Below are 1,203 nucleotides of genomic sequence, written 5' to 3' on the forward strand. Positions count from 1 at the left end.
CCTTTGACATTACCCCTGACATCCTTCATTTGGTCGAGAAGATAGGCGAGGTTCTAGGGCGTTGGGCGGCATTGGAGATGTCAGATTCTCCATCGCTTAGGCGGAGTAATCGTATTCGCACCATTCAGGCTTCATTAGAAATTGAAAATAATACCTTTAGTTTGGAACAGATCACCGCTTTGTTAGATGGCAAGCGCGTACTGGGTTCGCCACGAGAAATTCAGGAAGTACGAAATGCGTTTATCGCATACGACAAAATGAATCAATGGCAAGCAGATAGCTGTGATCATTTGCTAGAAGCTCATGCCGTGCTGATGGCGGGTTTATTGGATCATCCTGGTTTTTTCCGCACTCGTGGTGTGGGTATTTGTCGGGGCGAAAACTTGGTGCATATGGCACCACCGTGCAGCCAAATTTCAAGGTTAATGGCTGAACTTTTTTACTGGTTGAAATCTGAGCAAGTTTCCCCCTTGATTGTGAGTTGTGTATTTTACTATGAGTTGGAGTTTATTCATCCTTTTGTAGATGGCAATGGGCGCGTGGGGCGATTGTGGCAAACATTGATTTTGAGTCAGTGGAAGCCGGTTTTGGCTTATTTGCCGGTGGAAACCGTGATTCGGGATAGGCAAGCCGACTATTATCAAGCTTTGGTCAATTCAGATCATGCAGCTAATTCTACGCCCTTTATTGAGTTTATGTTGCAAGCCTTGCTAACAGCGATGGAGGAAATGGCATCAACCGACCAAGTAACCGACCAAGTAACCGACCAAGTAAAACGCTTGTTATACCTACTAAACACCAGTCAAGCATTCAAGGCTACCGAGCTGATGGCTCGCTTGAATTTGAATCATCGCCAGACTTTCAGAATGAATTATCTTAAGCCTGCACTTGTCGCTAAACTGATCGAGATGACACAGCCGAACTCGCCCCGCAGTCCTCAGCAAAAATACCGACTCACACCCAAAGGAGCTTGCCTGCTAAAAAACCTCTGAGGTTTTCAAAACCTCTGAGGTTTGATTCAAAATTCACTTAAAAACCTCAGTATGGTAGTATGGTAGGTCGGGTTAGCTTATCAAGCGTCGCGTGATAACGTAACCCGACATTTACATAATAAATCGCCCTGTGTTGGGTTACGTTTTTTTGCGGCGCAAAAAAATCTAACCCAACCTACTTATACTAAAAAAACCTCAGAGGTTTGATTCA

Annotated in this window: 1 protein-coding gene; it reads left to right on the forward strand. The window is 44.6% G+C overall.

Annotated elements, in window-relative coordinates:
* Positions 1-992: Fic family protein (locus GY683_RS05845; protein ID WP_297287850.1), on the forward strand; the 992-nt coding region annotated here is incomplete at its 5' end.
* Positions 993-1,203 lie beyond the last annotated feature (211 nt).

This window comes from Moraxella sp. (genome assembly GCF_024227015.1).
GTDB lineage: Bacteria > Pseudomonadota > Gammaproteobacteria > Pseudomonadales > Moraxellaceae > Moraxella.